The organism is Pseudomonas sp. SR18, assembly GCF_023701505.1.
Lineage (GTDB): Bacteria > Pseudomonadota > Gammaproteobacteria > Pseudomonadales > Pseudomonadaceae > Aquipseudomonas > Aquipseudomonas cyclaminis.
In genome coordinates this window covers 15,894-42,418 of sequence record NZ_JAMQAU010000011.1, presented here as the reverse complement: position 1 = coordinate 42,418, position 26,525 = coordinate 15,894, and the positions used below count along the sequence as shown (strand labels likewise).

Below are 26,525 nucleotides of genomic sequence, written 5' to 3'. Positions count from 1 at the left end.
AAAATGCCCCGCACAGCGAAGTGCGGAGCATTTTTTGCTGGGCCCTGAAGCTTATGTACTGATGACAGTGACAGAGTTGCCATCATAGTTGGCGACATAGAGCGTGGAGCCGTCTGGGCTGATAGCGACCCCGAACGGGCCATTGAGCCCTTCCACTGCACCAATGACGGTTTCTTCATCGGTGTTTATGATTTTCAGGCTGTTAGTACCGTAGTCCGTGACATAGGCGAATGGTTGTGTGGGGTGCATGACAACGCCGTAGGGAGTGCTGAAACCCGTAAGGGTTTTACGGATGTCGTTCGTGCCCGTATTCATAATATGAATGTTACCGGCATTTGTATTCGCGACGTACAGTGTTGGCTTGGCACTTACGTTGTGAGGGTTGTAAGCCATGTCGCGAGGGGAATGGAAACCCGCCAAGGATCCCACAGCGGTATTGCTTGGCTGGTCGACGGTGTATACGTGGGTGGCTGCCCCCACATAAATGCGAGAATTACTGGGGTTTAGCGTCACTGACAAAGGGTACGTGTACCCGAGTGTGTACAGGCGCGCACCGGAGGAGGTGTCGTGGGTATACAGCGCAGAGGAAAGGTAGCAAGCAACATATAAGCGCGTTCCCAGCGTATTCAAAGCAAGTGCGTGAGGAGCAGCGAAACCCGTTATTTGGTTGATAAATTCATAGCTGGTAGTGTTGATAACGGTAACGTGTTGCGTGCCCACGTTGCTTACATACAGGATGCCGCCGTTGGGACTGATAGCGATGGCGTGTGGGGTGCTCAGACCGGTAATGGTATGAGTAACTCGATGGGTGGCCGTCGAAATCACTGACACCGAATTAGAGGCCCAATTGGTAACGTAAACGCGACTGCCATCGGGGCTGACGACCAGTCTTAGTGGTTTGCCCCCTACTTCGACATGGGTAATGATCCCCGCCTTTTTTTTAATCGAATAGGACGGTTTGCCCAATTGTACGGCGGTGTTCCTGTCACCGAAACCGTCCATTGAAACCAGTGTTTTAACCCGAATTTGGCTGCCATTGGGCCGCGAGCGCAGGTACGTGCCAGGGATGGTGTGCACGATTTTTTTCGCGCTCGACTCTGCGGGCGTTAGCGGGTCGCCATTACGCAGCACATAGTCTGGCGTACCATCGTCATGTTCGAAGATGATCCAAACGGGCTGCCCTGTCGTCATGAAGGTATAGGCCAGCACCTGCACGGTATTGTTGGCATTGGCATCGACTTGGCCCGCGTGGGCTTCGGGGATGGTCACCACATTTATCACGGAATCGGGAAGCGGTTCTACCTGTACAGTCAGGGGGTCTGAAGGGAGAATTGAATTGCCTCGTTTCACTTCATAGTCGATTGTAAACGTCTCGCCCAAATGCGCGGCGATGACCGTATTTCGTAAGTCGAAGTCCACATAACCTAATGCGGCATTTCCAAGCTTCGCAGGGATGGGTGGGCTACCCAGTCCCATTTTACCTTTGATATAGGGCTGAATTTGATCGGTATTCTGCATGTTATAGGTCACGCGAATCGTGCCGACGGGTGGGTTTACGAAGTGCAACGGGAATACACTGACACTGACGCCTGGCACAATGACCGTTGATTCGAGCACTCCGGGTGCGGACAGTTGGATGGCCGCACCAACGCGCATGTCTACAGCATGAGACAACCGGGTTCGTTCATTGGGTTTAGTGAGTGTGTAGTAAATCGTCGCTGAACGATCCAGGTTTTGCAGAACCACATGCCGGGCTACGTCAAAGTACAGGTCAGTATTTTCCCACACCGGGGTAATTAGGTGAGGAATGGTCGTGCTGCCTCCTGCTGCTTTGCCCACAAAGTACAGGGTGACGGTACTGCCCCGGGTGAAGAGCGGGTTGGCTCTTACTATGATGGATGCACCAAACAAACTTTTACTGGGGTCAAAAATGTAGTCGGGTGCCGGTGCTTCGTCAATGTGCACCACGCGCAATGTCGCCACCAAATCACCGACATCAACTTTCGCATCTTGGGATTTGCGCGAGCCTTGGTCATTGACAACCGTATAATGAAATTGCAGGTCACCGCCCTCTAGCCAGGCTATCTCCCCTTCCGGGCCATTGATCACGTTAAAGATAACGTTGCCGGTGCCTGCCGGCCTTGGCCCGATGCGACGATAATAAGCTGTGCCATTGGCATAGGTACCAATCAGGTGGAGGTACACGGCGTCAAGCGAGTCTTGGCCGGGATAGGGAACAATTACGAATGTCGCTGCAACTACATCAGCGGGTAAATTGCCATCTGGCGCTTGAAGAATAATAGCGGGCGCAAGGCCTACCGGAGTGCCCTTACCTATAACCTCTAAAATGCATATGTCCGAAGGGCGGTCCGGTGTGACCCCCGTACGAACACGGCGGTAGGACAAACGCAACGTCCCGTTTACGAGCCCGACTAAATGTGCGTTTGGTAGCACAACTTGTGCATCTAAAAAAATGGAATTGACGTCGTACCGATATTCGGTGTTGGTAATAACCCCATCATGGGCAACACCCTGCATAGTGATAATAAGTTTGTCGCCAACCTTATAGTCTTTGTTTCTAATGTAGACGCCGATGGTAGCGTTTCGTCCTTCAAGCAGGTCTACATCCAATCTTCCATGGTTATCAAGTTCATAAACAAACGGCGCATCCAACGGCAGTGGTCCGCCGCCAACGAACGACATGAGCATTTGAATGGGCGACTGTGAGTCCATCACGTTGTTGGCTTCGTCGTAAACAGTGTACTCAGCAATGACGCCCCCGTCGCCGAGCTGGCTGAGAAAGCCTGCATAAAGCGTCATTACAATCGGCGCATCGCCGGCGGCCTCGTACTCCGTCACGATATGCCTTTGAATATGGCCGTTTAATCGAAGAATAATTTGGTCTCGGGCTTTACGCTTGTAATTCGGCGAAAGCCCCGAGCGATTCGGATAGTTGTTGATGGTGACTTTGACGCCTGTCACCAGATCGTCGGGGCGTATCCCGTTATCGAGAATACGTTGTTCGAAAATAGGTTTATCAACGTAGTCGTGGTAGGGCGTTGCGATCGAAGGGTTCGGACCTGCCGGTAATTCATTATCGATGAATACCTTGATTTTAGAACTTTCCTCATATCCGCCACCGACGCGGGTTACCTTGAAAAACACATTGTCGACAGCACCATAATTCAACCATACGGGAGGGACGTACAGTGCGATTGCAAGTCCATTGGCAGCTTGAATATCACTGATTACTACTGAATCAACCGGGATTACCGGGTCTCCGAAAAATACCTCGACGAAGTCAAACTCCTGCATACCCAAATAGGGGCGCAATACCACCAACAGGCCTTTTTCAGGCGTAACGTTCAGGGCAGCCCTATTCACCGCCCCGGCGTAGCCCTGGTAGGGGGTTGTGAGATTGGGAATATCCATTACCAATTGATTGAAGGGTACCGGATCCAATCGTTCAGGCTGACTCAGGTCAATGTCATAGACATCTTCATTTTCGGACAGCGGTGCGTAAGGTGAGATGGGAACGATATCGAATGCCATGGTTGAAAACCCTCGGACGATTGAGTGAAAGCCTCGGCCCGAACTCAACGTGATGGGTGGGGGCAGGACCTGAGTTCATTCAGCATCACGAGGAACTGTTCGGATACCTGTGAGAAATAACAGTGCCGACGAATGGCAGTGGCCCAGGACGGGCCACTTGAAACAGAGGGGTCAGGGCTGACGGTTCCAATGCCGGAACAACGGCTCCGCCAAAACAGCACCAACAGCCAAGGCCAACTTACGGGTGCCGGATGAAACTGCGGCGCGCCGCCCTCCAGCATACGACGGAGGGGCAGCTACGCGTGATCATAGTGAAGATAGTCGTCTGTCAGGCCGTCACGGGAGCAAGGGTCTCAGTAAAACCGATAACAACGAATCACTACTTGGTCGACACTGGGGTAATGCACCAGGCCGATAAAACTGGAACGCCCAAGCCAATCCAATCGTCCCTTGGGCACCTGGAACACCGGCGTGCAGGTGCAGCGGTATTCCGCCTCCGGAATCGGCCACTGCCCCTCACGTTCCAGTTGGCGCCCGTACTCAGTCATGTTCAGAACACCCCGGTTCCGCAGGTTGATCAACTCGCCCTGGTCGGTTTTGAGGCTGTAGCGCGCATCCAGCTGACCGACGCCATCCGGGCGCAAGACAAACAAGTCTTCGCCGCCCGCCAGGACTTGGCCTCTGACACCGACCCCGTCGAAATCACCGCCCACAATCGGGTAGTTGCAGCGCACGCCTTCAACGCTGTCACCCAGCATCACGCCAGGCCCTATCGCCACGCGCAACGTCAGAACGCGCTGCAGGTTGGGCGCAATATCCAGCAAGTCCAAATGTTCACTCATGGCACCCTCCAGGCCCGGCGCGCACGCACCGGGCCACACTGATCAGCGATTGGTCTTGATGTTGGTCCAGGTGCGAGTACGAATGCGCTCGATCGCGGCTGGAATCGGTTCAAGCGCGAACAGCGTCTTGCGCGCCTCCTCCGGCACGTACATGTTGGGGTTGTTGCGGATACTGGCGTCCACCAGTGCGGTAGCGTCCTTGTTCGGGTTGGGATAGCCGATCTTGTTGCTGATGCGGGCAATCACTTCCGGGCGCAGGATGTAATTGATGAACGCGTGGGCCTCAGCGACGTCGGGAGCATTGGCCGGAATCATCATCACGTCCGACCACATCGGCGCACCTTCCTTGGGCAGTGCCATCTCGACCTTGACGCCCTTGCCGGCGGCATCCGCCAATTGCTTGGCCAGCGCGACGCCGCCGGACCAGCCCACGCCCACACAGATATCACCGTTGGCCAGGTCCATGCCGTAGCGCGACGAGTTGAAGTAGGTGATGTAGGGACGGATTTTCATCATCACCGCCTGGGCCAGCGGATAGTCCTCGCGTTTCTGGCTGTTGGGGTCCAGGCCCTGATAGCGCAAGGCGATTGGCACGATCTCGTTGCCCGCGTCGAGAAAACCCACGCCACAACTGGCGAGTTTGGCGAGGTTCTCTTCCTTGAAGATGACGTCCCAGGTGTCCATTTTGACGTCGGGGCCAAGGGCTTTGCGCACCTTGTCGACGTTGTAGCCGATCAGCGTGGTGCCCCACAGGTACGGCGCGGCGTAGCGATTGCCAGTGTCACCCACGGCTTCCAGGGACTGCATGAACTGCGGATCCAGGTGTTGCCAGTTCGGTAACTGCTTGCGGTCCAAGGGCTGGACGGCACCGGCGGTGATCAGGTGCCCGAGATTCGCGGTGCCGGGGAACACCACGTCATACCCGGAGTTGCCCGTCAGCAGCTTGGACTCCATGGTTTCGGCACTGTCAAACACGTCATAAATCGGGCGAATGCCAGTGTCTTCCTGGAAGCTCTTGAGCACTTCCGGCGGCAGGTATTCGATCCAGTTGTAGATCCGTACGGTTCGTTCTTCAGCCACGCAAGCGCCACTGATCAGCAATGAGGCAACCGTACCCAGCAAGGTGTTACGCAAAAACCTGTTCATGATGAAACACTCCAGCGCGGCCACGATGGCTCGCGGCACTTAATAGCGATAGGTGAAATACATTTCCAGCGCACTGAATGTCTGGTCATCGCCAAAGACCTGCTTGGCAGCGGCCAGTGGCTTGACCCAGTTATAGGACAGCGACGTATAGAACGACGGCGTGGGCGTCCAGTCGACAAATACCACGCTCTCATCGGCAAAACGCCGCTCACTGACTGCGGCGCCCAGGTAGTTTTTCTCGTCCAGCCAGAACTGGTAGTGAATCGTGCCGAGGGTCACGGTATCGCTGAGGTGGGTCTTGAGCGAGAACTGCTGGACCTTTTCGTTGCTGTTGAACAGCAGGTAATTGCCGACCACGTCGCCGACGAGCCACGTGCCCCAGTCGAGAAAACCTTTGCTCAGTGGATCCCAGGCTTTCTGGCGGTTGTCGGTGAGGTTGTCATCCCCGGAAAAGCTCGCGTAGCGATAACCGATGATCGGTGTCAGCGGCAGCGTGCTGAAGGCGTAGTCGGCCTGGGCATACCAGGCGTTGGCAGCGTAATCGGCACCCTCGCCGCTGCCACGCTCCACGGCGTACTCGGCGTTGAGCGTCAGCGCTTGCACACCGGGCACCTTGGCGTTGAGCGCTCGCACGTTGTAGACCTGCATCCCGTCACGAAGACGCGGGAACGTGCTGCCTTTTGGCCCCAAGGCATGGACCTTCATGGCCATCGCCCCGAGGGTTACCTGGTCATCGAGGTTGTAATCGAGGTTGACGCCGGTCATGCGGAAATCGCCCAAATCGTCGTCGGTGCGCAAGGTAAATGCCTGGGATTTGAATGCGCCATGGTTCCAGGCCAGGATCGCCGAATCCTTGAACGCGGTGCGAGGCCCCAGCCAGTAGGCGGCGTCCTTGTACTGGTCGAGGTTGCCGTCCATGACGATGAACCCCGTACCGATCATGTAGTTCTGGCGGCCTGCGGTGAGCGTCCATTCGCCGGTTCGAACACCCGCGTAGAGTTCTTCGACGGCGGCCTTGCCGTCGGAGCTGCGGGTGAAGCCGCCCGCGTCGCCGTCGCCGAAGGTGCTGGCCGCCACCAGGGAGCCGCCCGCCAGCAGGCTGAAGTCGGGTTGCAGCGCATAATCAAGCTTGACGCCGGGTTTGACGTAGAGCTCTTGCCAGTTAATGTTGGCGCCGCCATTTTTACCGCTGCTAGCATCTACCTGGCCACTGCCGAAATTGACGCCACGGGTAAACAGCGTGCCACCGCCCGCCGTGAGATTGACTTCACCCTTGAGATTGCCGTCCTCAAAGGTGTAGCCCGCCAGCGTGACGTGGGTGGTCAAGGGTAAGCCGACCGCTAAGAGCGCCCGGGAAAAACGCTTGGTGAAAACCATAAGAAGCTCCTGTGGAATTATTGTTGTTACAGGGCAGTCAATGGCGACGCAGCGCGCCGCCAACACCTGGGCGGGCCAGGTGAATAGAACGCAAGACTCTTATTGTTTGGCGTGTGTCAGTGGTTCAGGTGGGCGGCAATGGCGCGCAGCATGCGCACGCTGTCGGCATCGAACGGGCCGACCGCCTCCGCCAGGGAGGATTGCTTGACGATCACCACGCCGGAGGGCTTGTCGATGAACAAGTACTGGCCGTGAATTCCGCCGGCCATCAGCGCTTGGCTGTGGTCGTTGAACACGTACCACTGGCTGCGATAGGACGCTCCCGGCGTCCAGCTGGAAAACTCGTCATTCTGCGCATAGATCGCCGGATCGGCCCCGGCAGCGATTCGGGCCACGGTGTCAGGCGACAGCAACTCAAGACCGTCGTGACGGCCATCGTCGGCCAGTAACCGACCGAAACGCGCCATGTCTCTCAAGGTGGCGCTGAAGCCCGCCCCCGCCACATTGCGTCCCCAGGCATCGGCCATGAAATAACCATCACGGTCGCACCCCAAGCGCTTCCAGATCGCCTCCAGCATCTGACTGCAGGCCTTGCCCGAGGCACGTTCCATGACCCAGGCGAGGGCTTCGGTGGTCGCGGTCACATAGTGGAAAAACCCACCGTGGCTGCCGCGCTTCTTGAGGGACGGCAAGTACTGATACAGGGATTCGAACTGTGCGTAAGTCGCAGGCGCCGGCTGAAAACCGCAGGCGTAACCGTACTGCGAACTCTCTGAGTTGGGATCGTCATAGACCTCGCTGTAGTCGATGCCTACCGCCATGTCGAACAACTGGCGCACGGTGGCATCGCCAAACGCGCTGCCCGCCAGTTCGGGGACGTAGTACGCAGCGGGCAACTCGGGCCTGAGTACACCCTCGGTGACCAGTTGCTCGCCCAAGGTGCCGATTAGCGACTTGGTCACCGAGAACATGATGTGTCGATCACAGGCGCGCTGCCCGTTGAAGTAACGCTCGAACAGCACCGTGTCGCCCTGCATCACCAAAAAGGCGTCGGTCTGGCTGGCGACAAGGTGATCGATAACGCTGATGCTCAGCCCACATTCACTGTCAAAGCACAGCGATTCCAGGGCTTTGGGCGCGTCCTTGAGCGTACCCACGGGACCTGGGCCTGCCGCGACATCAATGGAGGGCCGCAGCCGCGCCAGGTTACGGAACCCCCACTGGTTGAAGGGCGCACGCATCCAGTTGTGCCACGTGACCCGGTGTTTCAGTTCGGCAGGAAAGCCCTGCATCAGTAAGGGGGCAACGCCTGTTGCCAATGACGATTCGTTTGCCTCGACGTAAAGCGTCGCTAGCGAGGACGCGATTGTTTGACTCATCGGGATAACCCTGAAGATGACTCTGCATGACAGCAGATGCCCAGGAATAATTATCCGATAATTTATTTTAGTCAATAAAACTTTTTACGAGGTAATCTGAATTTCACAGGACATCGAGCTACCGCGCTATCACCAGCCAGAGCAGGCATGAACGATTAGCCAAGCCTCATAATTTTACCGACACGTGAGGTTTGAGATACCCAGAGGACAAACAACGCCAGCCTGGGCTTCAGCGGTTTATCGCAGAAACGAAAAAAGACGCCGTAGCGTCTTTTTCAGTGTGCCCTCATCTGGCGTAAATCGCGCCCTGAAGAAATCATTGCCTGGCTTGGCGAATCACAAGCTGCGTCAGACGGCTCTTGACTCGGAAGCAGAACTCACGAATTTGAAATTGATAAGCTGGCATCACCATATCGTTAATATCCGGGCTTATGGAGTCTTTGATTTCCATGTATTTACCCGTCTTGCTGGCGATTGCCTGGTATTCCGCCTCGTATTTATTGTACGACGCCTTGTTGTAAACCTTCAAAACATCGAGCTCTTTGCGGCATTGCTCAGCGCTATAGATGTTTGAGCTCGCTTCTGGTTCTGGCTGAGTCGTATGGGGCGAGACAGCGACCGGGGCCGCAGCAGCGGCAGACTCATACCGCACCGAATAACCCTCAGATGGGTTTGCGGCTGCAGGGGTGGAGACTTCAGCTGGTGATTGCTGGACGACGACAGGTTCTGGAGTCACTCCAGGTTTTTCTGGAGTTTTCGTAGCGCATCCAGAGAGGGCGAGCCCTACCGATACAACGATGCCACAAATTTTATTCATCGGTTTCACCAAGGGGTAATTATGGTTGGCTGAGTCATTACGTTCGGGGTAAAGGTAAGAACTCATTCAATGATCGAGGGTAAAGTTTCTACCAGCCTCAAGGCACTCAGCCTCTCTTCCTTGAGTGCGCAGCTAACCGATAATAGTAAAAAAACAACGACATGACGAGTAAAAGCTTGTCAAAAACGCCACAAGTACAATGGGACAATTACTGCGGGTGCCGGACATCTTGAGGCGAAACCATGAGCGACGCCTGAAGCTCCAACTATCAAAATTGGCATCACCTGATGTGCCTCATTGAGCGGCTGTGCCTTGAGGTGAGTCTTCCAGGAAAAGGTACATGAGCGTAGCGGATTACCCCGGATGCCAGTGGTTTTGCGCAGAAACGAAAAAGACGCGAAGCTTCTGTTTGGTGAATTTCAGGCAAAAAAAAGCCACTCGTTTGAGTGGCTTTTTCTTAATGCTTGGAGCGGGAAACGAGACTCGAACTCGCGACCCCGACCTTGGCAAGGTCGTGCTCTACCAACTGAGCTATTCCCGCTTGGTGATGCGCATTCTATAGAATCTTGAGCACCCGTCAACCTCTTGATTCAAAAAAGTTTTATTTCTTTTCAACCTCAGTGCGCAGATGCGGCCAGGCGGCGCGCAGATACTGGAGCATCGACCACAGGGTCAAGCCGGCGGCGATGAGCAGCAAGGCGTAGCCCAGCAGGACCCAGAAGGTGAAGTCCGACGGGTTTGCCAGCAGGATCACCAGCGCGAGCATTTGCGCGGCGGTTTTCCATTTGCCCATGTTGGACACGGCCACATGGGCGCGGGCGCCGATTTCGGCCATCCATTCGCGCAGCGCCGAGACGACGATCTCGCGGCCGATGATCACCGCGGCTGGCAGGGTCAGCCACAGGTTGCCATGCTCCTGCACCAGCAGGACCAGGGCGACGGCCACCATGAGTTTGTCGGCCACAGGGTCCAGGAAGGCGCCGAAAGGCGTGCTCTGTTCCAGGCGGCGGGCCAGGTAGCCGTCGAGCCAGTCGGTAGCGGCCGCAAAGGCGAACACTGAACTGGAGGCCAGGTAGCTCCATTCGTACGGCAAATAGAACAACAGTATAAAAATCGGAATGAGCAGGACGCGTAGAACGGTGATCAGATTAGGGATATTCATCGGCACAACTGGCTACGAGGTGGAAAGGCATTCTATTCGCTGTGCAGATTCGCATAAATCAGCTCAGCGAGCTTTTTACTGATACCGGGTGCTTTGGCTATCTCGTCAATGCTGGCACGGGACAGCTCCTGCAAGCCACCAAAATGTTTAAGCAAGTCACGACGTCGCGTCGGGCCGACCCCTGCCACCCCTTCCAGGGTTGAGGTTCGCCGGGTTTTGCCACGGCGGGCGCGGTGGCCGGTAATGGCGAAACGGTGGGCTTCGTCGCGAATCTGTTGGATCAAATGCAGCGCGGGTGAATCGCCCTTCAAAGTGAACTCATGGGCGGCATCATTCAAGTACAACGTCTCGAAACCGGCCTTGCGCGTGGCGCCCTTGGCGACGCCCAGCAGGATCAGATCGGGTACCGCCAGCTCATTGAGCACGTCGCGGGCCATGGACAGCTGACCCTTGCCGCCGTCGACCAGGAGGATATCCGGCAACTTGCCCTCCCCGTCCTTCAACTTGCTGAAGCGGCGCGTGAGGGCCTGATGCATGGCGGCATAGTCGTCGCCGGGGGTCACGCCTTCGATGTTGTAGCGCCGGTAGTCGGACTTGATCGGCCCTTCCGGCCCGAACACAACGCAGGAGGCCACAGTGGCCTCGCCGCTGGAGTGACTGATGTCGTAGCACTCCAGGCGCTGTGGCGGCTCGTCCAGGTTGAGGACTTCGGCTAGGGCGTCGAAGCGTGCGGCCACATGCTGTCGATTGGCCAGGCGTGCGCTCAGGGCTTGCTCGGCGTTGGTCACCGCCAGTTGCTGCCAGCGCGCTCGGGTGCCGCGTACACGGTGGCTGATGTCCAGTTCCCGGCCGCGAAGTTCGTGAATCGCTTCGATCAAGGTGGGGAAGTCTTCGTGCACCACATTGACGATCAGCTCCGACGGCAGGTCGCGCTCAGGGCTGCTCACATAGTACTGGCCCAGGAAGGCGGCCATGACTTCGGCCACTTCCTCGTCGATCCCGGTCTGCGGGAAGAAATTCTTGCTGCCCAGCACTCGTCCGCCGCGCACGCTGATCAGGTGTACACAGGCGCCGCCTGGGTTGACGAAGGCCGCGATCACGTCCACATCGCCAGTGCCACCTTCCATGCTTTGCTGGTCTTGAACCCGGCGCAGCAAGGAGATCTGGTCGCGCAATTCTGCTGCCTGCTCGAAATCCAGGGTGCTGGCCGCCTGCTCCATGGCCGTGGAAAGCTCGTCGGTCAGCGCGTTGCTGCGTCCTTCGAGGAACATCACCGAATGGCGCACATCCTCGGCGTACTCCTGCGGTTCCACCAGCCCAACGCACGGCCCCTTGCAACGTTTGATCTGGTATTGCAGGCAAGGCCGCGTGCGGTTCTTGAAGAAGCTGTCTTCACACTGGCGCACAAAAAAGGTTTTTTGCAGCAGGCTCAGGCTTTCACGGATCGCCCCGGCGCTGGGATAAGGCCCGAAGTACTTGCCCTTCGCCTTCTTCGCCCCACGGTGAATGCTCAGGCGTGGGAAGTTACCGTCGGATAAAAACACGTAGGGGTAGGATTTATCGTCACGCAGCAGAATGTTATAGGGCGGTCGCCATTCCTTGATCAGCGTCTGTTCAAGTAGCAGCGCCTCGGTTTCATTGGCGGTGATGGTGGTTTCGACCTGGGCGATACGCGCCACCAGTGCGGCGGTTTTCGGCGCGAGACCGCTCTTGCGAAAGTAGCTCGCCAGACGGTTCTTCAGGTTCTTGGCTTTGCCGACGTAAAGCAGGCGTGCCTCGCCGTCGAACATGCGGTACACGCCGGGGCGGCCACTGCAGGTTGAGAGAAAGGCACTCGGATCAAACGGTGTGGTCATGTCAGGCGCTGGCGTCCACCATACCGTGGCGCACCGCGAGCAGGGTCAATTCAACATCACTGCTGATAGCGAGCTTCTCGAAAATGCGATAGCGGTAGGTGTTGACGGTCTTGGGTGACAGGCACAGTTTGTCGGAGATCGTCTGGACCTTCTGGCAACCGACGATCATCAAGGCGATCTGGATTTCCCGCTCTGACAGCGTATCAAACGGCGAGTCGCTGACAGGCTGGAAGGACTTGATAGCCAGTTGCTGGGCAATCTGCGGGCTGATATAGCGCTGGCCGGCAAACACCAGGCGAATGGCCTGGACCATTTCCGCCAGGCCAGCGCCTTTAGTGAGGTAACCCGCAGCGCCTGCCTGCAGCAGACGTGTCGGAAACGGATCTTCCTCGCACACGGTCACCACTACGACTTTGATGTCCGGATGGCTGCGCAGCAATTTGGTCGTCGCACCAAGACCGCCAATCCCAGGCATCTTGACGTCCATCAACACCACATCGGGTTTCAACTCCCGGGCCTTGATCAGGGATTCCTCCCCTGACTCTGCCTGGCCGACTACTTGCAGGCCATCGATGTCAGCCAGCATTCGTGTAATGCCTGTACGAACGAGATCATGGTCATCGACTACTAGCACCCTAATCAAGCAGACACCTCGCGAAATGGTCTTATAGGTTGCTGAACACCTTAGCAAAAAACCAAGGCGCAGACCTAGTTGCACACGTCATATATATGGAGTTTGGTTAAACGACAGCCACCCGCTGGCAGGCGGGTGGCTTGATTTGCTGGGCGAAGGGTCAGGAATCCTGGGGCTGCGGCTTGGCTTTTCCGTTCATCGCGGATGAATGCTCGGCGAGGGTCGAGGTCAGACGACGGATCGCAGCCTGGTCTTCCTTGAACATTGCGCGGTAGTCCCCAAGCACCTTCTCTTCAATCTGGCTCAGGTTTTCCAATTGAATCGGCGTGGCCACACCGGTCAACACATACAGCACGTCCACGCCTCTTTCGGCGACCCGCGACAGGTAGTCCGCTTTAGGTGCCCGCCCTCCACTTTCGTATTTGCCTTGTGCGTTGGCCTCAACGCCTCCTATTTCACCAAATACTTTTTGCGACAAGCCAAGTCGCTCTCTTTCTTGCCTCAAACGCGAACCGATTCCACTCATTTGGATGTATGATCCTATTTGGCACACCCCAAGAGGTGACACACTCATCTCTTAGTTAAATAAACTTGAACGGTTTTGAACTATGCCCGGAATCCGTACTGCTGCACAAGCCAAGGCCTGGCTGGAACACCAAGGAAAATCAGTTCAAGCGTTCGCCCGAGAACATGGCGTCGATCCGGCAACCACCTATCAAGTGCTCGCTGGGCGCAAAAAGGGACGACGTGGAGAGGCCCATAAGGTAGCGGTCCTTCTGGGCATGAAAGAGGGGATTATCCTTTCTGAGGCTGATGGCCAAAACAACGATCAGGAAGTCGACTCCTGAGGCCAGTATGCGCTTATTGGGATTCAACGCATGGTTTAACTACAGACACGTTCCATGCGCCAGAAGCAGTCTTCTTCACCCACGATATTGAACCCCATACGCAAATAAAGCGTTTTTGCCGGATTCGTCTTGAACACGGTCAGACGCAATCGGCCAAGCCTCTGTGCCTTGAGCGCCATCTGCCCCAACACCCAGGTCCCGGCGCCGATCCCGCGACAGTCTTCGAGCATATGCAACTCGCGAATGTAGAGCGCACGGCTGTCGCGACTCAGGCTCACAAACCCCAGCACGGCGTCGTCGCGGCAGATCAGCCAATTTTCCCGACCGGCCCAGGCGGTGTCGAAGCCATCGTTGGACCACCACAGCCCGTACTGCACGTAATAGCGGGCCATCGCTTCGTGGGTGAGCGTTCGTGCGAAGGGCAAGTGCTGATCCGTCGCCGCGCGTAGGTGAAAAACCATTTAGAGGGCCATCACTTGGCTAGTCCAACGCTCACCGTCGCGACGGGCGATCAGCAACGCATCGCCTACCCCAGGCGCAGCCGCAAGCAAACCGCCATCGGCGGCCCAGATCGCACTGCGACCGGCGCACGCCCAGCCACCCGAGGGGCCGCCATGGTTGGCCATCAACACCACCAGGCCATGTTCCGCAGCGTAGCCTCGGAGCAGCGCACTGTCCGTTGCGTAACCGCCCTCACTGATCAACACACCGGCGGCATACACCGTGGCACCCGATTGGGCCGCAGCACGCGGATGGCCAGCATGGGAAAAGTCCGCACACACCGCCAGTGCAATCCGATCATCCCCGAACTCAAGGGCCGCACCGCCCTGCCCTGGGACAAACGCGCCTTCTTCACCATCATGCAGATGCTGCTTGGTATAGACCGCCAGTGAGCCATCTGCGCCCAGCACCAGCGCACCGATCAACACACCTGTCTGTGGCGCCATTCGGATCGGCATACCCACCACCACCGTCAGTCGCAGCTCCTGTGCCATTTCACGCAGGGGCGCCAGCATCTGGTCCTCTGGCGCGATCGCCAACTCAGCCGCCAGCGACGGTTCATAGCCCGTCAACGACAACTCGGGGAACACCAGCAATTGCACACCCTGCTGCGCCGCAGCGCGCATAAATGCCAGGTGGCGTTCGATATTGGCCGGCACATCGCCCGCAATGGAAATGGATTGAGCAGCAGCAAGGGTGAAGGCAGTCATGGTCGCGTCCAAGCAATCAATATCTAAGTGTTACCAGCATATCGGCACTCACCCCATAGCCGTAAGTACCCCACCGCAATAGAAATTACTGATTGAATCCCCCTGCGTGCCTCTAGTAAGCTCCCCCCATCATTTGGAGACATACCATGTTGCAACTCACCCACACTCAGGTTTGCCCGACTGCCAGCGCCCAGCGCTCGGTGTCGGCTACCCGTGTGAACGGTTTGAGCGCACTGGTCAGCTCTTATTTTGGGTATTGGTTTAGCCACTGGCGCGCCTGATACCTGAAATCGGCGCCCACTGCTCAAGGGGTCGCCTACCAGAGAAATCTAACCCCCGGTCGGCTCCCCGACCGGGGGTTTTGTTTTTCAGGTCCCCACACACTTTTCAGCTTGATCAAGAACACTTAAAGGAATCACGACATGAACTACGCCACTTATTACCGCTACGACACTTGCACTGCATGGCGATTTAGCAAGCTCCGCTCGGGACAGCCTGCCGCCTCCGATCGGTCACCAATGGGTGGCAAGCCAACACACGTAGCCGATACGGCCAATTGTCGAACACCCCAGTAGGCCAAGCGCGCGGGAGCAACCCGCCGCTTGCCCAGGAAGCCTTGAATATGAACTCCTCCGTCGCCGCTCTGCCTGTTTCAAACCTGACCAGCGCCAATGAAGCCCTGACTCAGCGCCTGCCCAGCTCGCTTGAGCTCAAGCACCAGCTCCCTCTCAGCCCGTTCCTCAACGAACAGATCCACGCCAATCGCCAAGCCGTGCGCGCCATCCTCAATGGCGAAGACTCACGCTTGCTGGTAATTGTCGGCCCGTGCTCGATCCACGATCCGGAATCGGCCATGGAATACGCGCGAAACCTGAAGAAACTGGCCCTTGAGGTCAGCGACCAGATGTTGCTGGTGATCCGCGCCTACGTCGAAAAACCGCGCACCACCATCGGCTGGAAAGGCCTGGCGTACGACCCGCACCTGGATGGCAGCGATGACATGGCGGCTGGCCTGACCCTGTCCCGCGAACTGATGCGCGAAATGCTGCGCCTGGGCCTGCCGGTCGCCACCGAGCTGTTGCAACCCATGGCCGCCGGCTACTTCGATGACCTGCTCAGTTGGGTGGCAATTGGCGCGCGCACCACGGAATCCCAGATCCACCGCGAAATGGCCAGCGGCCTGGGCATGCCCGTGGGCTTCAAGAACGGTACCGACGGCGGCGTCGCGATTGCCTGTGACGCCATGCGCTCGGCGTCCCACCCGCACCGCCACTTCGGCGTCGACAGCCAGGGCCACCCGGCCATCATCCAGACCCCAGGCAACCCTGATACCCATCTGGTGCTGCGCGGCGGCCATAGCGGGCCGAACTACGATGCCCAGAGCGTGGCAGCGGTGAAACACGATCTCGCCAAGTCCAAGGTGATGCCACGGATCATGGTCGATTGCAGCCACGCCAACAGCAGCAAGGACCCACTGCGCCAGCCAGCCGTGTTCAACGATGTGCTGGAACAGCGCTTGAAGGGTGACACCGCGCTGATCGGCATGATGCTCGAAAGCCATCTGTTCGAAGGCTGCCAGCCATTGAGCCCGTCGATGAAATACGGTGTGTCCGTGACCGACGGCTGCCTCGGCTGGGCCGCCACCGAGCAGTTGTTGCGCAACGCTGCAGAGCGCCTGCGCGCTCAAGAGTGATCGATCAAGGCGCTGCTACAGCGGGTACAGCGCCTCAACACCCCGCCCCACACACTTGCCATTCGTGATTTGCAGTCAAGAGTCCTTTTCGGATTCGGCTGTGTTTGCGAAGGAACGACGCGGGATACTTGACTCCATTGCCTACCACGCCACCCCGGCACAAGTGACCCTGGCCTGGGCCATGCAGTTGGGTTATGCGGTCATCCCTTCGTCGACCAAGCGCGCCAACCTGGAAAGCAACCTCAAGGCCGTGCCACTGACCTTGAGCGCTGCCGATATGGCGCAGATTGCCGGGCTGGAGCGCGGCCATCGCTTGACCAGCCCCAAGGGCATCGCGCCGAAGTGGGACTAAATCCCTGCTACCCGTGTGCGTGATAATTCACGCAGCCAGGGCAACACCCGCAGGCCGGCGCAGGCCTCGGGTGGGTCGATAATGTCCATGAAGTGTTCAAGATTGACGTTGTCCGGCACGCCGGGCAGCCGTACCAGCACCGCCGGTGTTACGCCGGGGGCTGCACCCAAATCCAGGTGATCGTAGACCAACACATGGCGCACCTGGGGTTGGGGCCCACAGGCATGAGTTGTCAGCCCCGCATTGATGATCAGCACGTCAAAGGGCTCGGCTGGGATGGCCGTCAGTATCTGGACCTCTTCGAAGGTTTGTACCGGCACGATCCGGTGGTACCCCAACTGATTGAGCATTTTCTCGATGTACAACCGTTGCAGGTGTTGTTCATCGGCAATCAGGATGGTCAGTGCTTTGTTCGGCATGGCAAACCCCTGGGCAGGCAGCGCTCGTCAGTGAGCGACGCCCATTTTCCAGACATATCCCGAAGACAAAATCAGGCATGTTCCCCCTTCGTGTAGGAGTTCTCCCAAATCCACCGAATGGCCATCCACCTCAGTCAAGCCTGATTGCGGTACCGACTCAGGCTGTGATGCAACTGTTCGATGGCCACGTCCAACGCCTCGACCGCAGCGCCCAACCCACTGCTGTCACGCCGCTCACACACGTCTTCCAACGTCTCGCAGCAAGTGATCAACACCTGGGCCTTGACCATGCGAGCGCCGCCTTTGACACGATGAGCCAAGTCATGAAGCTTGGCGATATCGCCTTGGCCGTTCAGCGCCGACAAGCGCCTACGGTCCTCTGCGAGACTGTCGAGCAACGGCAACAGCAGCTCGTTGAGGGCAGCGTTATCACCCTGCGTCAGCATAAGCAGCGGGTTTAAATCAAACGCCGGCGAGGCTTCATCCGTTACGGTTTCGGCGGTACGTGACGCCAAGGCCAACCTCAAGTCATCAAGCCCGGTAGGCTTGAACAGGCAACCGTCCATACCTGCTTGCCGGCAACGTTCGGTCTCCTGCGGCTGGGCATTGGCGGTAAACCCCAGTATCAGGCACGGTTTCAGCCCACGCTCGCGCTCATCGGCGCGAATATCACGTGCCAGCGCATAACCGTCCTTCAAGGGCATATTGCAATCGGTGATCACGCCATCAAACTGCCCGGCCTGCCACAGTGCAAACCCTTGGATACCATCCTCGGCCGTGTTGATGCGATGCCCCAGAAAACTCAGTTGCCGCGCCAGCAGCAGGCGGTTGGCCGGATAGTCATCTACCACCAGGATGTTCAACGTGGCAGCCGGTGGAAGGTTGGCAGCCTCTGCGCTGGCCGATACCTGCGTGGTGGTCGTCAGTGCCACCGCCACGTCAACCCGAGTGCCCTTGCCCAGCACACTGGTCAGGTGCAGTTGACCGCCCATCATCTCGCACAGGTCACGACTGATCACCAACCCCAGGCCCGAACCGCTGCGCGCCGACTGCCCGTTGTTGTGACCCTGGATAAAGGGGTTGAACAAACGCTGCTGATCTTCGGCGCTGATACCTATGCCCGAGTCTTCGACCCACAAGCGCAGGTTCAACAGGTCGCCAGCCACTGCCGGTGCGCACTGGGCGCCCAGGCGCACTTGGCCGGCGTTGGTGAACTTGATCGCGTTCCCGAGCAGATTGGACACCACTTGCTTAAAGCGCAGCGGGTCGACCAACACTACCCTGTCGATCAACGGGTCAAGCTCCACCTGCAGCATCAGGCCTTTGTCCCGCGCCAACCCTTCGAATACCCGCGCCACAGAGGCCAGCAGTTCATGCAGGTTAGCCGGCTCCAGGCTCAGGGACAGGTGACCGGATTCGATCCGCGCAATGTCGAGAATATCGCCGATCAACTCCAGCATGCTGCGGGATGCCACCGACGCAACCTCCAGCGCATCGCGGTCGGCCCTGCCATGCTCGGCGTTTTTCAGGGCCAACTCGATCATGCCGATCACCGCATTCATAGGCGTACGGATCTCGTGACTCATGGTCGCCAGGAAGGTGGTCTTGGCGCGATTGGCGGCGTCAGCCTCCTCCTTGGCCTCCTGCAGTTCGCCCAACAACCGCTGGCGCTCGCTGACATCCACCCAACCGGCAATCATGCCCACGACACTGCCATGGCTATCACGGTACGGCAGCATCCACTGGTAGATGGTCAGCACACCACCGGCAGGCAACTTGAGCACGCGGTCATGGATCTGCGGCTCGCCCTCTGCCATCAAGCGCAAGTAATCCGCATGGAACGACTGGGCCTGGGGCGGGTTACCGGTGTCGGTTTCCACCACGGTCTTACCGATGACGTCTTCCAATTTGAAGCCGAACACATCGAGATAGGCATTATTGCAGGCCATCAAGCGACCCTGGCGGTCGCGCACATAAATCGGGTGCGGCGTGCCATCGATCAGCACGCCCATAAACCGCATCTGGTCGCTCAAGGCACGCTCGGCCTGAGCGCGCTTGCGAATCAGGTTGCGCAGATAGAACACCCAGCCCAGGGTGACCAACAACAGCAGGGCGGCCAGGCCGAACCCTTGGATAATCACATTGCGATGGCGTATCCAGTAGCTGTCTTCGAGGATGATTTCACTGCGCCAGTGATTGGTCAGTTCGTCCATCTCTTCCGGGGAAATACTCAACAACGCCTTGTCGAGGATCGAGTACAACTCTAATTGGCTGCGACTGACCCCAAGGGTAAAACGCGCAGGCTCCCTACCGACGGTACTGGTGATGCGCAGGCGCTCACGGTAATGGCGCGCGATCATATAGCGCGCACTGATCAGCGAAACGGCCGTCGCCTCGACACTGCCCTTGGCCACCAATTCCATGGCCTGTTCAGGACTCTCGACATCAACATACTCAATACTGGGGTAATCCCGGGCGATCTGCGCAGAAAGGCTGGTATCGCGAATAATCGCCAGGCGCTTGCCGGGCATATCTTCCAGGGTTACCAGATGTTCGTCGTCGGCGCGTACCACCAACACATAGGGGTTGGACAGGTAAGGCCGGGTAAAGCGAATTTTCTCGGCTCCCTCCACGCTCGGGGTGACGACCGCCAGCATGTCTACGCGACCTGAACTTGCCTGCTCAATCAGCTTGGGCAGTGAACTGCCGCGCTCCACATCAAATTTCAAGCCCGTGCGCAAGCTGATACGCGTCAGCACCTCGGCGCTCAACCCTTCGAATTGCTCTTGCTCGTTGAAAAAAGACAACGGCACGAGTTTGTCGGGAACCGCTACTTTCACCCGTGGGTTTTTCTCCAGCCAGCGCCGCTCACTTTCGCTCAGGCGCAACTGATCGGCCTCCAGAAAACCGCTACCGCCAGCACTCCAACGGCGCAGGACTTCCATCTGCTGGCTGGCCGGGACAGCAGCCAGCGCGACGTTGACGATGTTCAACAGGCGCCGGTTATCTTTGGCGAAGGCAAATCCGAAAGGATTGACTTCCAACGCCGAAAAATCCGCCATGCGCACGTTATTGAGGTGGTTCTTGTTGATCAGGTAGCGGGCACTGATGGCATCGCCCAGGTAGACATCCGCCTGGCCGAACGCGACGGCCCCGATGGCTTCGAAGGTCGAGGCAAACAAAAGCAATTGCGCTTTGGGGTAGAACGCCTGGACAGCGTCGGGCGGCATGTAGTGGTAGAGCATCGCTACGCGCTTGCCCGCAAGGTCGGCCGTGAGCGTGTGACTTTCCCCCGCGCGCGCTACCAGTGCGGGCTGGTCGTTGGCGTAAGAACGGGACAGCGCCAACTCAGGGTCGGCCGCCTCATACCCATTGGCCGACCCCACAAAATCCACGGCGCCGGTCTTGACGGCCTCGATCACCTCATCGCGGGTGTCGTAACGCCGCACCTCAATGGTAATGTTCAACGCCTGGGCGATCAGCGCCGCATAATCGGCAGTGATGCCCTCCAGCTCATCGTTGTTATTACTCAGATCAAAGGGCGCGTAATCGGGCGCCGACACCCCCATCGACAATGTGCGCTGGGTGCGCAGCCAAGACCAATCGGCTTCGTCCAGCACCACCGGCGGCCCTTCAAGGGTGGAGTGGCCCAACAGCCGCAGTGTGTGCGGCTCATCCAGGGCCATCACACCAGAGGGCATCAGCCCCACCAGCAGCATGGCCACGTACCTCAACAGACGGGTGGCAATCATTTCAGATCAAGTGATTGCGCTGAGCGAACTTGGACAGGTGCACCACCGATGACATTCGCAATTTCTCCTTGAGGCGCGTCTTGTAGGTACTGATAGTCTTGTGGCTCAACAGCATGTTCTCAGCGATCTCCTTGTTGCCCAGGCCAAGCGCCAGCTTCTGCAGCACGGCCAACTCACGGTCAGATAACGCCTCCACCAACTCCCGCTCAGTGGATTGCAAGTCGTCGCGCCGCACCGAGCTGGTAGGCAAGCTAGGGAAGCAGCTGTAGCCAGACCTGATCGCCCTTATCGCCTTTTGCAGCTCATCCAGCTCGCCGGTCTTGGAGACGAACCCCATCGCTCCAGCGCGCATGCAACGGGTGGAAAAAAACACCGCCAGGTACGAGGTCAGCACGAGGATTTTGCAGTCCAACCCAAGCGCCTTGACCCGACTGATCACCTCCAGCCCACCGAGTTTAGGCATCGCCAGGTCCAGAATGATCAGGTCCGGATGCTGTTCGCGCACAGCCTGCATGGCGTCGGCACCGTTATCCGCCTCGTAGATGCTATCGAAGCCTTCCTGCTTCAACAGGTACCTGACGGTGGCGCGTATAAAAGGGTGATCGTCCACAATTAAAGCTTTGTTGCTCATAAGAGTCCCCGGAGAACATCAGTACGCTGACATATCACGCGAGACCCAACTACCTGTGAAAAGTAACAGTTCCGACAAACGGTACTGACTACTCTGTACGACGCTTCAGGCAGAAAAGGCCCCTCCTTTGAAAAACACAGTAACTACGTGTAGTGCGACGCCTTGATTCCTGAGCAGACGCAAGCGCGCAACCTTATCAACCGTGTGCCGTTCAAAATGAAGGGATACTCTCGACTGCTTGTAGGACTTTTCCTCAATAACGCAAGACCAGGTGTCCAGAACTACTCGGTCGTACTCGGGCTCCAGAAGGCCTGCACCACCAGGCTCGACCTGCAAATCCGTGCGACCAGGGCGTCCAGTTCGTCACCGTCCACAGAGGTCACCGCCAGCGTGGCTTCGATTTCCACCTCTTCGGTGCCAAACGGTCGCACATCGACATCGCTGGCCGGGTAATTGCACCGCGCCAATTCGGCTTCCAGCAACGCCAATACCGCGGTTTGCTGAGTGCGCCGGGCGATCACATAGAGGATGTTCGTGACCTCCGCGGACACCACATCAAGCGGCTGGCGGTTGATGTTATTGACGATGGGTCTCAGCAAGGTATTGGCCGCCAGCACAAACAGTGTGCCCAGCAACGCTTCAAGCACCAGGTCGGCGCCGGCACAGGCCCCTACCGCCGCCGACGCCCACAGCGTGGCGGCGGTGTTGAGCCCACGGACGTTGCCTTCTTCGCGCATGATCACGCCGGCACCGAGAAAGCCAATGCCCGACACCACATACGCCACCACCCGCACCGCGCCTTCCGCGCCACCGAGGCGGCTGGCCATATCGACAAAAATCGCCGCCCCCACCGCCACCAGCACATTGGTGCGCAGGCCCGCCGTGCGCTGGCGGTACTGGCGCTCGAAACCGATCAGGCCGCCGAGGATAAACGCGGCGGTGAGGCTGACCAGGGTGTCGATCAGGGAATCGAGGTTGATGTTGTTGATTGCTTGCATCGGAAATCGTCCCTGCTCATTGCCAGCCAAACTTACGGATGTAATAGCCCTTCACCGCCTGGGTCAGCGCCATGTACGCCAGCAGAATCACCGGCAAAAACACGAAATACAGCGACGGCAACGCCTGCAATTTGAAGTAGTGCGCCAGCGGCCCCATCGGCAGGAAAATTCCCACCGCCATGATCACGCCGGTCATCACCATCAACGGAATTGCTGCACGGCTTTGCAGGAACGGAATTTTCGGCGTGCGGATCATGTGCACGATCAGCGTCTGGGTCAGCAGCCCCACCACAAACCAGCCTGACTGGAACAGCGTCTGATGGTCTGGCGTGTTGGCATCAAACACGTACCACATGAGTGCGAACGTGGTGATGTCAAAGATTGAACTGATCGGCCCGAAAAACAGCATGAAGCGCCCCACATCCCCCGGCTGCCAGCGCTGTGGCTTGGCCAGCATCTCGTCATCGACGTTGTCGAACGGGATTGCGATCTGGGAAATGTCATACAGCAGGTTCTGCACCAACAGGTGCATCGGCAACATCGGCAGAAACGGGATAAATGCACTCGCCACCAACACGGAGAACACGTTGCCGAAGTTGGAACTGGCGGTCATCTTGATGTACTTGAGCATGTTGGCGAAGGTGCGGCGCCCTTCCAGAACGCCCTCTTCCAGGATCATCAGGCTCTTTTCCAGCAGGATGATGTCGGCCGCTTCCTTGGCAATGTCCACCGCGCTGTCCACCGAAATACCGATGTCCGCCGTGCGCAGCGCCGGCGCATCGTTGATGCCGTCGCCCATAAAACCCACCACATGCCCGTTGGCCTTGAGCAGGCGCACGATGCGTTCCTTGTGGCTGGGCGTCAGCTTGGCGAACACATTGGTGGTCTCCACGGCCTTGGCCAACTCGGCATCGGTCATGTCTTCGATGTCGTTGCCCATCAGCAGGCCCTGTTGCTCCAGGCCCACTTCGCGGCAGATCTTTGCAGTCACCAGCTCGTTGTCACCGGTCAGCACTTTGACCGCGACGCCATGGGCTTTCAGGGCTTTGAGAGCAGGCGCGGTGCTTTCCTTGGGCGGGTCGAGGAAGGCCACGTAGCCGATCAACGTCAGGTTGTTTTCATCCGCCAGGCTGTAGGTGTCGCGCCCCGGTGCCATCGGTTGCGCGGCCACGGCCACTACACGCAGGCCTTCTTCATTGAACGCGGCGGTCACTTGGCGAATGCGCGCCAGCAGTTCCTCCGTGAGCGCTTCGTTGGTGTCGCCGTGGCGCACGCTGTTGCACACCGAGAGGATCTCCTCCACGGCGCCCTTGCAGATCAGCAGGTGCGGCAAGCCCTGCTCGGCCACGACCACCGACATGCGGCGGCGATTGAAATCGAACGGGATCTCGTCGACCTTGTGGAACGCGGTGCCGACTTTCAGCTCGCGATGCACCTCCACATGCTCCAGCACCGCCACGTCCAGCAGGTTTTTCAGGCCAGTCTGGTAGTAGCTGTTGAGGTAGGCCATTTCCAATACGTCGTCGGATTCTTCGCCCCACACGTCCACATGGCGCGCCAGGAAAATCCGGTCCTGGGTCAGGGTGCCGGTCTTGTCGGTGCACAGCACGTCCATTGCGCCGAAGTTCTGGATCGCGTCCAGACGCTTGACGATGACCTTCTTGCGCGACAAAAACACCGCGCCCTTGGCCAGGGTGGACGTGACGATCATCGGCAGCATTTCCGGGGTCAGGCCCACGGCAATCGACAGCGCAAACAGCAGCGCCTCGGTCCAGTCGCCCTTGGTGAAGCCGTTGATGAACAGCACCAGCGGCGCCATCACAAACATGAAGCGGATCAGCAACCAGCTGACTTTATTCACGCCATGCTGGAACGAAGTGGTGGCACGGTCAGTGGCCGTCACACGTTGCGCCAACGCACCGAAATAGGTGCTGTTGCCGGTGGTCAGGATCACCGCCGTCGCTGCACCGGACACCACGTTGGTGCCCATGAACAGGATATTGTCCAGGTCCAGGGGGTTGCGGGTGTGGGCGTCCTGCTGCTGGGCGAATTTCTCCACCGGCATCGATTCGCCGGTCATCGCCGCCTGGCTCACGAATAAGTCCTTGGCACTGAGCACGCGGCAATCGGCGGGGATCATGTCGCCGGCCGACAGCACGATCAGGTCGCCAGGCACCAATTGTTTGATCGGCAACTCGATGCGCTTGGCCGCATCGCGGCGCAGTACCGTGGCGGTGTTGCTGACCATCGCTTTCAAGGCGTCGGCGGCCTTGTTCGACTTGGCCTCCTGCCAGAAACGCAGCAGCGTCGAGAGCACCACCATGGAGAAAATCACCGTGGCGGCCTTCATGTCTTCGGTCAGCCAGGAGATCACCGCCAGCAAAGTCAGCAGCAGGTTGAACGGGTTCTTGTAGCAGTGCCACAGGTGCACCCACCACGGCAGCGGCTGCTCGTGCTCGACTTCGTTGAGGCCATATTGCACGCGCAGGGCGTCAGCTTCCTGAGGGCTCAACCCCTCGGCATGGCTGCCCAACGTGCCGAGCAATTGCACGGTGCTGCTGTTGGCCGCGACCACCAGGGTTTGCGCCAGGGTCGGCGGCACTTCGCGGCTGACGCTGGCGTCGGTGACGGTTTCGAGCATGGCCAGGCGACGGAAATGCCGGGCAATGTGCCGGGTCCGCAGGAAGCCGGCGAAGAACTCTTTCAACAGAGTGAGGTTCATGGTGTTACTCCTGCGCGAGGAAAAAACCGTCGTGCAGGTACTGCCCATCCGCACCGCGCCTGTCAGACAGGCACAGCCGGCTTGGCCCGCCCGCCGCAAAAGGCAGGCGCGTCCGTAGCATCCCAAGGTTACTCAGGTGCTGGTCAGCGTCGATGAAAGAGGATCGAAACAGAGCCAGGACTGGCCGCTGCCTTGATGCCGCTTCTCGCTTGGATGGCGAGACAACGGCATCGGATAAATGCGCGTTACCTTGCCAAGCCCGTGCCGGTTACCGAAACCGGCCGACTACTGTCACTCGAACAAGTACCCACTGAGGGTCTCCGCTATTGATGAAAACGCGCGAAGCTTACGCCCCGATTTCAGGAGAGTAAACCGTAGGAAAGTTTCCGCCTGGTGAATAAGAAGATTCTTCAGGATGGGTTCAGGAACCGGCTCTGGGCACGCAGAAAATCAAATGCAGGAGCGGGCTTGTTGTGGTGAGCGGGCTTGCGCTGGGGCGCGAAGCGGCCCCAATAAGGAAGGCCATCGCGTCTAGGGTGTGCCTGGTCGATCCCGCTCAACCAACGCCAGGTAGTCCTCAACCCTCCCACCCGCCAACGCCTTGATCTGAATCGACACCCTGTTCACCTGCCGCCCCATCGCAACCCCATCACGAGTGCGCACCGGTACATACCCAAGCCTGGGCCAGAAGCGCTCGGCGCGGGTATTGCCCAGCACCACCGTCAGCCGCAGCCACTGGGCGCCGTTCCCTATCGCCCAGCGCTCAAGGTCAGCATGCAGGTGCTGCGCAAGGCCGCTGCCATGCCAGCGCGAGTCGACCAGCAACAGGCCGATATGCCAGACGCCCTCAGCGAGCAAATCCGCCGCGATATTCACCACAGCGACCAGTTGGCCGTGCGCCCCGCGATACCCCAGCCAGTAGATTCGACTGCAACACCAGCCCGGTGGAAGCTGGTTTTGCAACTCGTCGTGCGCTTCGGTTGGCGTGGCCGGCTCGCCATTGACCGCGATGAAGTAATCCGGCGCCTGCTCGAAAAAATGCTGTAGCTCGACATCGTCAGCCACGGTAAGCGCCACGACTCGAATATCGGGGAAGGCACTCAGAGGAAGATGAGTCATGCAATCCATAACGTG

21 protein-coding genes, 1 tRNA gene and 1 pseudogene are annotated in these 26,525 nt (G+C 58.3%); 4 read left to right on the top strand and 19 right to left on the bottom strand.

The genetic code is table 11. The features are described 5' to 3' along the window. Positions 1 to 51 precede the first annotated feature (51 nt). The 11 genes from NDJ82_RS17060 to NDJ82_RS17010 form a co-directional block, all read right to left on the bottom strand. On the bottom strand, positions 52 to 3,552 hold the full coding sequence (locus NDJ82_RS17060) for a YncE family protein (RefSeq protein ID WP_250925917.1): 3,501 nt from the start codon (positions 3,550 to 3,552) through the stop codon (positions 52 to 54). 353 nt (positions 3,553 to 3,905) lie between these two features. After that, positions 3,906 to 4,394 carry a DUF3237 domain-containing protein gene (locus NDJ82_RS17055; protein WP_099585061.1) on the bottom strand — a complete coding sequence of 163 codons (489 nt, stop codon included), beginning with the start codon at positions 4,392 to 4,394 and terminating at the stop codon, positions 3,906 to 3,908. 42 nt (positions 4,395 to 4,436) lie between these two features. Then, the gene (locus NDJ82_RS17050) at positions 4,437 to 5,540 is read right to left on the bottom strand and encodes a polyamine ABC transporter substrate-binding protein (protein WP_250925916.1); all 1,104 of its coding nucleotides are present in this window, start codon (positions 5,538 to 5,540) and stop codon (positions 4,437 to 4,439) included. A gap of 39 nt (positions 5,541 to 5,579) precedes the next feature. Beyond that, positions 5,580 to 6,917, bottom strand: a complete 1,338-nt coding sequence (locus tag NDJ82_RS17045) for an alginate export family protein (protein WP_250925915.1) — start codon at positions 6,915 to 6,917, stop codon at positions 5,580 to 5,582. Between the two features lie 116 nt (positions 6,918 to 7,033). After that, a complete protein-coding gene (locus NDJ82_RS17040; RefSeq protein ID WP_250925914.1) occupies positions 7,034 to 8,296 on the bottom strand; it encodes a serine hydrolase domain-containing protein in 1,263 nt (420 codons plus the stop codon). Positions 8,297 to 8,612: 316 nt separating this feature from the next. Continuing rightward, positions 8,613 to 9,179 (bottom strand): YuaE family lipoprotein, encoded by a 567-nt coding sequence (locus NDJ82_RS17035; RefSeq protein ID WP_244643838.1) that lies wholly within the window; start codon positions 9,177 to 9,179, stop codon positions 8,613 to 8,615. A gap of 399 nt (positions 9,180 to 9,578) precedes the next feature. Next, positions 9,579 to 9,654: transfer RNA gene (locus tag NDJ82_RS17030), tRNA-Gly, on the bottom strand. A 60-nt stretch (positions 9,655 to 9,714) separates the two neighbouring features. Further along, positions 9,715 to 10,275 carry a CDP-diacylglycerol--glycerol-3-phosphate 3-phosphatidyltransferase gene (gene pgsA, locus NDJ82_RS17025; RefSeq protein WP_099585065.1) on the bottom strand — a complete coding sequence of 187 codons (561 nt, stop codon included), beginning with the start codon at positions 10,273 to 10,275 and terminating at the stop codon, positions 9,715 to 9,717. A gap of 32 nt (positions 10,276 to 10,307) precedes the next feature. Beyond that, entirely contained in the window at positions 10,308 to 12,131 is a 1,824-nt protein-coding gene (uvrC, locus tag NDJ82_RS17020) for an excinuclease ABC subunit UvrC (RefSeq protein WP_250925913.1), read from the bottom strand. 1 nt (position 12,132) lies between these two features. Further along, a complete protein-coding gene (gacA, locus tag NDJ82_RS17015) occupies positions 12,133 to 12,774 on the bottom strand; it encodes a response regulator transcription factor GacA (RefSeq protein WP_099585067.1) in 642 nt (213 codons plus the stop codon). A gap of 151 nt (positions 12,775 to 12,925) precedes the next feature. Next, complete coding sequence (locus NDJ82_RS17010; protein ID WP_099585068.1) at positions 12,926 to 13,291, bottom strand: helix-turn-helix domain-containing protein; 366 nt, start codon at positions 13,289 to 13,291, stop codon at positions 12,926 to 12,928. 82 nt (positions 13,292 to 13,373) lie between these two features. On the opposite strand from NDJ82_RS17010, the gene NDJ82_RS17005 reads away from it, so the two are divergent. Beyond that, entirely contained in the window at positions 13,374 to 13,613 is a 240-nt protein-coding gene (locus NDJ82_RS17005) for a DNA-binding protein (protein ID WP_034097254.1), read from the top strand. Between the two features lie 35 nt (positions 13,614 to 13,648). Here NDJ82_RS17005 and NDJ82_RS17000 read toward each other — a convergent pair whose 3' ends face one another. Together NDJ82_RS17000 and NDJ82_RS16995 are read right to left on the bottom strand one after the other, a co-directional pair. Then, positions 13,649 to 14,074, bottom strand: coding sequence for a GNAT family N-acetyltransferase (locus NDJ82_RS17000; protein ID WP_158876454.1), 426 nt, complete (start codon positions 14,072 to 14,074; stop codon positions 13,649 to 13,651). Further along, positions 14,075 to 14,824: a carbon-nitrogen hydrolase family protein gene (locus NDJ82_RS16995; protein WP_250925912.1), complete on the bottom strand. Its 750-nt coding sequence runs from the start codon at positions 14,822 to 14,824 to the stop codon at positions 14,075 to 14,077. A 146-nt stretch (positions 14,825 to 14,970) separates the two neighbouring features. On the opposite strand from NDJ82_RS16995, the gene NDJ82_RS27465 reads away from it, so the two are divergent. From NDJ82_RS27465 to NDJ82_RS16985, 3 genes and pseudogenes are all read left to right on the top strand, one after another. Further along, entirely contained in the window at positions 14,971 to 15,105 is a 135-nt protein-coding gene (locus NDJ82_RS27465) for a hypothetical protein (RefSeq protein ID WP_256592835.1), read from the top strand. A gap of 341 nt (positions 15,106 to 15,446) precedes the next feature. Further along, the gene (locus NDJ82_RS16990) at positions 15,447 to 16,517 is read left to right on the top strand and encodes a 3-deoxy-7-phosphoheptulonate synthase (RefSeq protein WP_250925911.1); all 1,071 of its coding nucleotides are present in this window, start codon (positions 15,447 to 15,449) and stop codon (positions 16,515 to 16,517) included. Between the two features lie 142 nt (positions 16,518 to 16,659). Beyond that, positions 16,660 to 16,869: pseudogene (locus NDJ82_RS16985) on the top strand (aldo/keto reductase); the annotation flags it as partial. Here the strand turns inward: NDJ82_RS16985 and NDJ82_RS16980 are convergent. The 6 genes from NDJ82_RS16980 to NDJ82_RS16955 form a co-directional block, all read right to left on the bottom strand. Then, complete coding sequence (locus tag NDJ82_RS16980; protein WP_099585072.1) at positions 16,866 to 17,288, bottom strand: ANTAR domain-containing protein; 423 nt, start codon at positions 17,286 to 17,288, stop codon at positions 16,866 to 16,868. The pseudogene NDJ82_RS16985 and the gene NDJ82_RS16980 overlap by 4 nt on opposite strands. Positions 17,289 to 17,422: 134 nt before the next feature. Beyond that, entirely contained in the window at positions 17,423 to 21,040 is a 3,618-nt protein-coding gene (locus NDJ82_RS16975; protein ID WP_250925910.1) for a transporter substrate-binding domain-containing protein, read from the bottom strand. A 1-nt stretch (position 21,041) separates the two neighbouring features. After that, positions 21,042 to 21,671 (bottom strand): response regulator transcription factor, encoded by a 630-nt coding sequence (locus tag NDJ82_RS16970; protein ID WP_099585074.1) that lies wholly within the window; start codon positions 21,669 to 21,671, stop codon positions 21,042 to 21,044. Positions 21,672 to 21,952: 281 nt separating this feature from the next. Further along, positions 21,953 to 22,669 carry an MgtC/SapB family protein gene (locus tag NDJ82_RS16965; RefSeq protein ID WP_099585075.1) on the bottom strand — a complete coding sequence of 239 codons (717 nt, stop codon included), beginning with the start codon at positions 22,667 to 22,669 and terminating at the stop codon, positions 21,953 to 21,955. A gap of 16 nt (positions 22,670 to 22,685) precedes the next feature. Then, positions 22,686 to 25,391: a magnesium-translocating P-type ATPase gene (mgtA, locus tag NDJ82_RS16960; RefSeq protein WP_250925909.1), complete on the bottom strand. Its 2,706-nt coding sequence runs from the start codon at positions 25,389 to 25,391 to the stop codon at positions 22,686 to 22,688. A 531-nt stretch (positions 25,392 to 25,922) separates the two neighbouring features. Continuing rightward, positions 25,923 to 26,519: a GNAT family N-acetyltransferase gene (locus NDJ82_RS16955; protein WP_250925908.1), complete on the bottom strand. Its 597-nt coding sequence runs from the start codon at positions 26,517 to 26,519 to the stop codon at positions 25,923 to 25,925. Positions 26,520 to 26,525: the final 6 nt, after the last annotated feature.

Coding starts and splice junctions, on each gene's coding strand:
- NDJ82_RS16955 (WP_250925908.1), bottom strand. CDS start 26,519: ATGGATTGCATGACTCATCTTCCTCTGAGTGCCTTCCCCGATATTCGA.
- NDJ82_RS27465 (WP_256592835.1), top strand. CDS start 14,971: ATGTTGCAACTCACCCACACTCAGGTTTGCCCGACTGCCAGCGCCCAG.
- NDJ82_RS17060 (WP_250925917.1), bottom strand. CDS start 3,552: ATGGCATTCGATATCGTTCCCATCTCACCTTACGCACCGCTGTCCGAA.
- NDJ82_RS17005 (WP_034097254.1), top strand. CDS start 13,374: ATGCCCGGAATCCGTACTGCTGCACAAGCCAAGGCCTGGCTGGAACAC.
- NDJ82_RS17050 (WP_250925916.1), bottom strand. CDS start 5,540: ATGAACAGGTTTTTGCGTAACACCTTGCTGGGTACGGTTGCCTCATTG.
- NDJ82_RS17035 (WP_244643838.1), bottom strand. CDS start 9,179: ATGAGTTCTTACCTTTACCCCGAACGTAATGACTCAGCCAACCATAAT.
- NDJ82_RS16975 (WP_250925910.1), bottom strand. CDS start 21,040: ATGATTGCCACCCGTCTGTTGAGGTACGTGGCCATGCTGCTGGTGGGG.
- NDJ82_RS17055 (WP_099585061.1), bottom strand. CDS start 4,394: ATGAGTGAACATTTGGACTTGCTGGATATTGCGCCCAACCTGCAGCGC.
- NDJ82_RS16995 (WP_250925912.1), bottom strand. CDS start 14,824: ATGACTGCCTTCACCCTTGCTGCTGCTCAATCCATTTCCATTGCGGGC.
- uvrC (WP_250925913.1), bottom strand. CDS start 12,131: ATGACCACACCGTTTGATCCGAGTGCCTTTCTCTCAACCTGCAGTGGC.
- NDJ82_RS16980 (WP_099585072.1), bottom strand. CDS start 17,288: ATGCCGAACAAAGCACTGACCATCCTGATTGCCGATGAACAACACCTG.
- NDJ82_RS16965 (WP_099585075.1), bottom strand. CDS start 22,669: ATGCAAGCAATCAACAACATCAACCTCGATTCCCTGATCGACACCCTG.
- pgsA (WP_099585065.1), bottom strand. CDS start 10,275: ATGAATATCCCTAATCTGATCACCGTTCTACGCGTCCTGCTCATTCCG.
- NDJ82_RS17040 (WP_250925914.1), bottom strand. CDS start 8,296: ATGAGTCAAACAATCGCGTCCTCGCTAGCGACGCTTTACGTCGAGGCA.
- NDJ82_RS17000 (WP_158876454.1), bottom strand. CDS start 14,074: ATGGTTTTTCACCTACGCGCGGCGACGGATCAGCACTTGCCCTTCGCA.
- mgtA (WP_250925909.1), bottom strand. CDS start 25,391: ATGAACCTCACTCTGTTGAAAGAGTTCTTCGCCGGCTTCCTGCGGACC.
- NDJ82_RS17045 (WP_250925915.1), bottom strand. CDS start 6,917: ATGGTTTTCACCAAGCGTTTTTCCCGGGCGCTCTTAGCGGTCGGCTTA.
- NDJ82_RS17010 (WP_099585068.1), bottom strand. CDS start 13,291: ATGAGTGGAATCGGTTCGCGTTTGAGGCAAGAAAGAGAGCGACTTGGC.
- NDJ82_RS16990 (WP_250925911.1), top strand. CDS start 15,447: ATGAACTCCTCCGTCGCCGCTCTGCCTGTTTCAAACCTGACCAGCGCC.
- NDJ82_RS16970 (WP_099585074.1), bottom strand. CDS start 21,671: ATGAGCAACAAAGCTTTAATTGTGGACGATCACCCTTTTATACGCGCC.